Below are 7,375 nucleotides of genomic sequence, written 5' to 3'. Positions count from 1 at the left end.
ATGGTTAAGTTTGATAGTGTTAAATTTTATTTAGGACAGGATTGGTGTCATGCAGTTCTTTGTTGACTTTTTATTTTTGATTCCCTATATTTCTTAGAACTAATTTAAAAATAACAACTTTTTTTTATGCAACTCAAGATTAGTCATGTAACAAAGCAATACACTAAAGATAAATTAGGTTTAGTTGATTTTTCGACAACAATTAAGAATGGTGTTATCGGATTATTAGGGTCCAATGGGGCAGGAAAATCGACACTTCTTCGCATTTTGGCTACCGTTTCAAAGCCGACATCAGGAGCTATAACTTTAGATGGGGAAGATATTTTAAATACTCCAAATAGAATACGTAAGGTATTGGGTTATTTACCTCAAGATTTTGGAGTGTATCCAAATTTGACAGGATTTGAGTTTTTAAAGTACATAGCTGCTTTAAAGGGAGTTGGTGGTAGAAATTTAAATATAAGAATAAATCAACTGTTAGAAAGCGTACATCTTTTGGAAGTGTCTAATCGCTCTATTCATACATATTCTGGAGGAATGAAACAGCGCTTAGGCATTGCACAAGTTTTGTTGAATGATCCTAAGATATTGATTTTTGATGAACCTACAGTAGGTCTTGATCCAGAAGAACGTGTGCGGTTTAGAAATCTTATTTCAGCACTCTCTCATGATAGAATAATTCTTTTGTCATCTCATATTATTTCAGATATAGAGTTGATTGCAGATGAAGTGATGATTATGAAAAAAGGGATATTGGTACGAAAAGGATGTCAAGAGGATATTATAGAGGTGGTTGACAATAAGGTGTTTGAAATTGAAATTTCAAAAGAGGAAATTTATTCTTTTAAGATGAATTTTTTAGTGATAAGTATCTTACGAAAAAGAGAAACAGCTCTTATTCGATTTGTTTCCGACTCACCTCCATCTAAAGCTGTTTTGTGTAAGCCTACACTTGAAGATGCATTTTTATATCTTTCAAAATAAACCTTATGAATCAATTTTTTAGTATCTTATATGCTGATTTTTTACAAAGGGTAAGGAGTAATTCTTTTATTGTTTTACTAATTATCAGTGTAGTTGCCGCTTATAAATTTGTTCCCTTGCCTCAGGATCATTATACCACTATACGCATTGGAGATTATACGGGGTTGAACAATGCTGCATGGATAGGCCATTCTACTGCAATTATGGCCTGTTTTTTTTTATGGTTATTTGGATTTTATGTGGTTAATAATAGTATTAGAAATGATTTACAGACTGGGGTTGGACAGCTGATAGCTAGTTCAGCTATTACCAATTTCCAATATTTACTTGCTAAAGCGGTTAGCCATTTTTTTTTATTTTCTACAATTGTTGTTGTCGTATTCTTATTGGCGTTGGGGCTAACATTTTACAGAGTGGAAAATTATCCTTTTGATTTTTTCCAATTTGCTAGCCCTTATTTTTTTGTAACATTTCCCAGTGTTTTTGTTTTGTCAGCTTTAACTATTTTTTTTGAAGTTGTATTTGTTCAAAAAACGAACATAATGAATTTGATTTTCATGTTATTGTTCATTGGTTTGTTGGGAGTTACCCATTTTATAAGCGGTAGTTTTATTTACTATGTTGACCCTTTAGGTATTCAGTTTCTATTGAATGAAATTTCTATAGCAATTCCGAAAAGTATAATCTCAAACACTCAAGAAATTTCTGTAGGAATAAATTACAATGCAGATTCAAATTTAAATTATTTTCTTTTTAAAGGCTCCCATTTTAGTTTCGAATTTTACTTGTCTCGATTATTTTGGATAATTTTTTCATTGGTAACTATCAAGATAAGTTCAGTTTATTTTCACCGATTTGATGTCAAAACTAAAAGAGTATTACCAAAGCTGCAACATGTAAAACATTTATATAAAGAAGAGACATCTAAACGGAAAATTTATTTTGAAAACTTGCAAAAAGTCGATACAGATTATCGATTATTCCCTTTAATTTTTGCTGAATTTTTACTTTTGATTCGAAAGGGCTCAATTCGTCTTTGGATACTCAATTTAGGGTGTTTTATTGGTTTGTTTTTTATACCAATTGAAGACGCTTTATTTATCGGATTACCCATAATTTGGTATTTACAAGTGAATCGATGGTCTGATTTATTTACAAAAGAACAAGATTTTAGAACTACTGCATTTATCTACAGTACTTATAAGCCTCTTAAAAGATTATTGTTATCTCAATTTTTAGCAGGCACTATATTAGCGCTTATTTTTGCGTTACCTGTTATAGTAAGATTGTGTTTTTTGCAACAGTTTTTAGAAATTATACAGGTCATTTTATCTGCTATCTCGATTATTTTATTTAGCCTTTTTTTGGGCATTTTGTTTTCGGGAAGACGTTTTTTTGAGTTTGTATTCTTGTTCATCACATTTATATGCATTTCTTCTGGAGGAACAGTTAGTTATATTATTTGGTCGTCTGATTTTAAACACAATATAACATTTCAGGTGCTTTTTACTTCTCTACTTATAATTTTGTCCTTTTCATTGAAAAAAAGGCGTTTAAATAGGGATTAAAATGAAACTTAAACGTATTGTTGAAATGCTGTTTTTGGATTTTTTTAATTGCAATGTAACAATTTACAGTTATTTCGAATGGGTTGAAAAATATTTTACACTATATTCAATGACTTGAAACCTCCAATTACTGTAGGATGTTTTAGTTTAATTTCTTATTAAAAAATGAACCAGTTTGTAAAATTCATATCCCAGTTTATTTCGCTATCCAATGAGGACACTATTGCTTTAGAAAATGTACTATCAAATAAGAGCTATAAGGCGGGAGATAAAATAGTGCAAGAAGGTAGTATTTGCAATTCTATACTGTTTACGGTTTCTGGTAAATCAAGATCCTATTTTGTTAATCATGAGGGGCAGGAGTTTACCTGGAATTTTCATTTTAATGATGCTGATTCAAAATTTGAAAACTATTTCCTGGTAGATTATTATAGCTTTTTGAGACAAACCCCCTCCCATCTTACTATTGAAGCTCTTGAAGATATTGAAGCAATAACTTTGAGTTACACTAACATTCAAAAGATAGTTTCAAAATCAATCAATCTTGAAAAAGTGGCAAGTATTATGTCGGCAACAGCTTATGAAAATGTTCATAAACGAGCATTTACACTACTTACTTCAAATGCTAAAGAAAGGTATCTACAACTTTTAAAAGACGAGCCCTATTTGCTCAACAAGTTTCAACACTACTTGATAGCCTCTTACCTGGGGGTGGCTCCACAAAGCCTCAGCAGATTGAGAAAAGAGATAAGTAAGCCCTAAATTCATTTCTTCACAAATGTGAATGAAAGTATTGAAGAAGGATTTCAACTTTGCATCTTAATTTTAAAACGAAATTGATATGCAAATTTTCAAATTTTTATTCCTCCTACTGGTTTTTTTTGTCACGGTTGGGGCTGAAGGACAAACAGTTGTAGCTACAAAAAAGCTTACCATAAAAATTACCAACATTAAAGAAAACAATAAAATACTTTATGTAGGTATATACAGAGCTGGTGATGATTTTCCCGCTTTTGACAAATATTGGAGAAACATTAAAGTTCCCACATCAGGTTCTTCAGAAATAGTTGAATTTGAAGTGCCTGTTGGAGAGTATGCAGTAGCTATTTCTCATGACTTAAATGGTAATGGAAAACTGGATAAAAATCTTTTTGGCTACCCTAAAGAACCATTTGGCTTTTCCAATAATTTTAAGCCAAAGCTTTCGAGTCCGAGTTTCTCCGATTGCAAATTTACATTTAACCATGCGAATAGTACAATTTCCATAAAATTGATTGACTAATATGAAAGAGGTAGCAATAATTACGGGTGCTTCAGGGGGCATAGGTTTTGAATTAGCCCTGTTATTTGCCAAGAAGGATATTGATATTTTGTTGGCTGGAAGAAATAAACATAAACTTGAAATTGTCAAAAATACCATTTTGGATAAGTATAACATCAATGTGTTTTGTGTCGCTACAGACTTATCCCTAAGCGATGGGCGTGAAGCTATTTACAACTGTGTGACAAACAATCATCTCACTGTAACCTACCTCGTTAATAATGCAGGTTTTGGTGATTACGGCTTGTTTATAGAACGAAGTATGGAAAAGTATACTGAAATGTTGAATTTAAACATCATCGCTTTGACGGAGCTAACTTATTACTACGCTAAAGAAATGAAAAAAAATGGAAAGGGTAGAATTTTAAATGTTGCTTCAACAGCTGGCATTCAGCCTGATCCTTTTTTTGCCGTTTATGGAGCCTCTAAAGCATATGTGATAAGTTTTACCGAAGCCCTTCATAAAGAATTTGAAAATACAGGTGTAACCGCTACCGTTTTATCACCAGGAGCTACTAAAACTGATTTTATTGAGAGGGCAGATATGAAACATGCCAAATTATACGATAGCGGTGTAATGAGTGCCATTGATGTTGCTGCTGTTGGCTTTAATGGAATGATGAATGGCAAACTACATGTAGTTCCGGGTTTTAAAAACAAAATTTTGGCTTTCTTTTCGAGCATTACGCCTTCTAGTAAATTTCGATTGAACATAGCAGCTAGGGTTATGAAAGCGAACTGAGTATTTGTCGTCCTATAATTTTGAAAGAAGAATCGTCAGAAATGAGATTTAAAAGTGTTAACATTCATATACCAATTTAGATGTTTTTTGTTTTATTAGCTTATTCATTGGAAACTATTTTTGCCATTTTAGGAAATGCAATCTGTCGTAGAACGGTTTTGGCCATGGGTGCTAAAATATACGTTTCTTCCTTTTTCTTATCGGGGTTCCACAACCGAACCTCCATACCTTCTTGCTTCATTTTAGGTGTATATCCATGGCTTCATAGATAGTTTTTTCTTCAAGATGCTTTTTTTTAGCGTCTTGAGTGACACTTATTAAAATTATTTTANAATATTTTTGTGAAAATTAGTCTTCAAGATTGGCTAGATTATCCTTTTGAAGAACCTCCAAAAAGTGAAGTAAAAAATATTCAGGGGGTTTTGTTTTGAAAAAAAGGATATAAAACCAAAATTATCCAACAAAATGGTTAAGTTTGATAGTGTTAAATTTTATTTAGGACAGGATTGATATTAAAATAATAATTAAACATTCAGCAATGTTAGATAAAAAAGCTATTCCAAAAAAAGAACATTTTAAAAAATTAACAACGGTTTAACGTTTTGATTTATTTTGAAGTAAACAGTAAAAACGCATGGGGATCTCCTCTTTTAGCGGGCCTGGCAATAACATGGGCGCTTTGCCAGCGGCACACTATATTTAACCATGGTTTACTATCAAAAAGTTTAATTTCAGAAAAGCTTCAAAAGTATTTTAAAAGAATAATAAGCAAAAAATAATGGCTTTAGCAAGTAACTTAAGAAAAAAATGGCCGCCTGCGGCAACTTTATCCTCATCTTAAAATAATAAACTATTGGCCAAAGCCGGATTAAAAAAACCGCCTCAAATTTTAATATGGAGACGGCTTCATCTTATCTTACCAGGGCAGGCTGTACCCACTTAAAAATATGCGATTCTTCGGGTATTACAAGCCTTTCGCTTATCCTTGCCATCCTTTCGGGCAGTTTCATTAAAAAGTCGCGTGCTTTCTCTGCTTCTGCCGTAAGGCCGTTAATCTTGTCTATCTGCCACTTGTCTATCAGCTTTTTCAGGATATCCACATAATCCGTGGCGGTGTAAACGCCTATACGCTGTGCCGAATCTGAAAATTGCTCAAAAGCCGCACCCAGCCTTTGCCCCGATTCCCTGAGGAAGTGTGCAGGCATTACAATCTTCTGCTTCATCATGTACTGGAATGCCAGCATCATCTCGCTGGGGTCTACCTTGAATATGCGGTCCACAAACTCGCTGTAGGCCATGTGGTGGCGCATTTCATCGCCAGCAATCAGCTTGCACATTTTGCTGAGCTTGTTGTCACCAAACTTTCTGGCTATCTGCGACACGCGGTTGTGCGAAATGTATGTGGCGAGTTCCTGGAAACTAGTGTATACAAAGTTTTTGTACGGATCCCGGTCGGTGCCAATGTCAAAACCATCGTTTATAAGGTGGTGCGTGGTCATTTCCACTTCGCGCATGTTTACGCGGCCACTCAGGTACAGGTACTTGTTCAGCAGGTCGCCATGGCGGTTTTCTTCACCGGTCCAGTGCCGTACCCACTGGCTCCAGCCGTTGCCGCCTTCATCCACCTGGTTTACCCCTTCCACATCCATCAGCCAGGATTCATAGGTAGGCAGCGCTTCTTCGGTAATAGTATCACCCACAAGCACTACCCAGAAATCATACGGCAGGTCTTTGGCTATCTCACGGAGTTCTTTGACTTCCTCCATGAATTTTTCATTTTGCGAATCAGGCAGTAAATCACTTGGCTGCCATATGTTCTCGACAGGTATAAGGTAGTTCTCCACAAAAGAATCAATGTTCTTTTCCAAGAACTGCATCACTTCAAGCCGAATGTTTTTAATAGACATAGTAATAATTTAAGTGTTTATTCCTTGTACTACAGCGTTTTCTGCCCGCACCATCACTTCGTCAAAAGGAATATTCTTTATGGGAAAAGGATCCTGTATCGTAAAGGTCAAATGGCATCCTAATCCCAGCGGGAACTGCCCAAAACGGACAAGTTTCCAGGAATTGTTGATACTTACAGGTACAATATACGCAGAAGGGGCATATTTACAAAGGATTTTAAGGCCATTTTCTGAAAATCGTTTGGGTACGCCCGTTTTGCTTCGTGTACCTTCAGGGAAAATCACTGCAGATCGTTTGTTTTTTTCTATATAATCGGCCATGCTTTTTATGGCAGGCAGGGCCTGTTTAGGGTCTTTGCGGTCTATAAGTACGGAGCCGCCATGCCTCAGGTTGTAGGACACGCTCGGTATCCCTTTGCCCAGCTCCTTCTTACTGATGAATTTCGGGTGGAACCTTCGCATGAACCAGATGATAGCCGGTATGTCATACATGCTCTGGTGGTTGGCTACAATAATAAGCGGCACCCCATGCGGCACTTTCTCCCGGCCGGTAAACGTATAAGCAGTACCCAACAGGTGGGTAGCCCTCACAATACCCAGGTTCAGTATATCAACACTCTTTTTGTGCGCCTGGTAGCCAAATATATTCAGGCAAATCCACTGTATGGGGTGAAATAGCACCAGGAGCAGTAAAAAAACTATATAATAAACTACTGATATAGGGTATGAAAATACCTTTTGCATGTTTTCGTACAAATAATAGGGGCAAAAGTAGTGCCTTTTTATTACATTCTAAAAAGATTTAGTATGCAGGCATAGTTCGGTTGTGGCTTGAGGCCGATAGCCTGCTGAA

General features: G+C 35.4%; 8 protein-coding genes. 5 read left to right on the top strand and 3 right to left on the bottom strand.

Translation table 11 applies throughout. From position 1 onward, the window contains the following. Positions 1-126 precede the first annotated feature (126 nt). From CHU92_RS14835 to CHU92_RS14815, 5 genes are all read left to right on the top strand, one after another. Positions 127-984, top strand: coding sequence for an ABC transporter ATP-binding protein (locus CHU92_RS14835; RefSeq protein ID WP_094416932.1), 858 nt, complete (start codon positions 127-129; stop codon positions 982-984). Positions 985-989: 5 nt separating this feature from the next. After that, positions 990-2,552, top strand: a complete 1,563-nt coding sequence (locus tag CHU92_RS14830) for a hypothetical protein (protein ID WP_094416930.1) — start codon at positions 990-992, stop codon at positions 2,550-2,552. Between the two features lie 165 nt (positions 2,553-2,717). Further along, positions 2,718-3,314, top strand: coding sequence for a Crp/Fnr family transcriptional regulator (locus CHU92_RS14825; RefSeq protein WP_094416928.1), 597 nt, complete (start codon positions 2,718-2,720; stop codon positions 3,312-3,314). A 79-nt stretch (positions 3,315-3,393) separates the two neighbouring features. Beyond that, positions 3,394-3,834 carry a DUF2141 domain-containing protein gene (locus tag CHU92_RS14820; RefSeq protein WP_094416926.1) on the top strand — a complete coding sequence of 147 codons (441 nt, stop codon included), beginning with the start codon at positions 3,394-3,396 and terminating at the stop codon, positions 3,832-3,834. Position 3,835: 1 nt separating this feature from the next. Further along, positions 3,836-4,615, top strand: coding sequence for an SDR family NAD(P)-dependent oxidoreductase (locus CHU92_RS14815; protein ID WP_094416924.1), 780 nt, complete (start codon positions 3,836-3,838; stop codon positions 4,613-4,615). Between the two features lie 100 nt (positions 4,616-4,715). On the opposite strand, the gene CHU92_RS15925 is transcribed toward CHU92_RS14815, so the two are convergent. From CHU92_RS15925 to CHU92_RS14805, 3 genes are all read right to left on the bottom strand, one after another. Further along, positions 4,716-4,856, bottom strand: a complete 141-nt coding sequence (locus CHU92_RS15925) for a hypothetical protein (RefSeq protein ID WP_165764509.1) — start codon at positions 4,854-4,856, stop codon at positions 4,716-4,718. 670 nt (positions 4,857-5,526) lie between these two features. Continuing rightward, the gene (locus CHU92_RS14810) at positions 5,527-6,522 is read right to left on the bottom strand and encodes an acyl-ACP desaturase (protein WP_094416922.1); all 996 of its coding nucleotides are present in this window, start codon (positions 6,520-6,522) and stop codon (positions 5,527-5,529) included. Between the two features lie 9 nt (positions 6,523-6,531). Beyond that, positions 6,532-7,266: a lysophospholipid acyltransferase family protein gene (locus CHU92_RS14805; RefSeq protein ID WP_094416921.1), complete on the bottom strand. Its 735-nt coding sequence runs from the start codon at positions 7,264-7,266 to the stop codon at positions 6,532-6,534. Positions 7,267-7,375: the final 109 nt, after the last annotated feature.

This window comes from Flavobacterium cyanobacteriorum, assembly GCF_002251835.1.
GTDB lineage: Bacteria > Bacteroidota > Bacteroidia > Flavobacteriales > Flavobacteriaceae > Flavobacterium > Flavobacterium cyanobacteriorum.
Note: the sequence above shows the minus strand (reverse complement) of the source record. Positions and strands in the feature narration are given on the sequence as shown.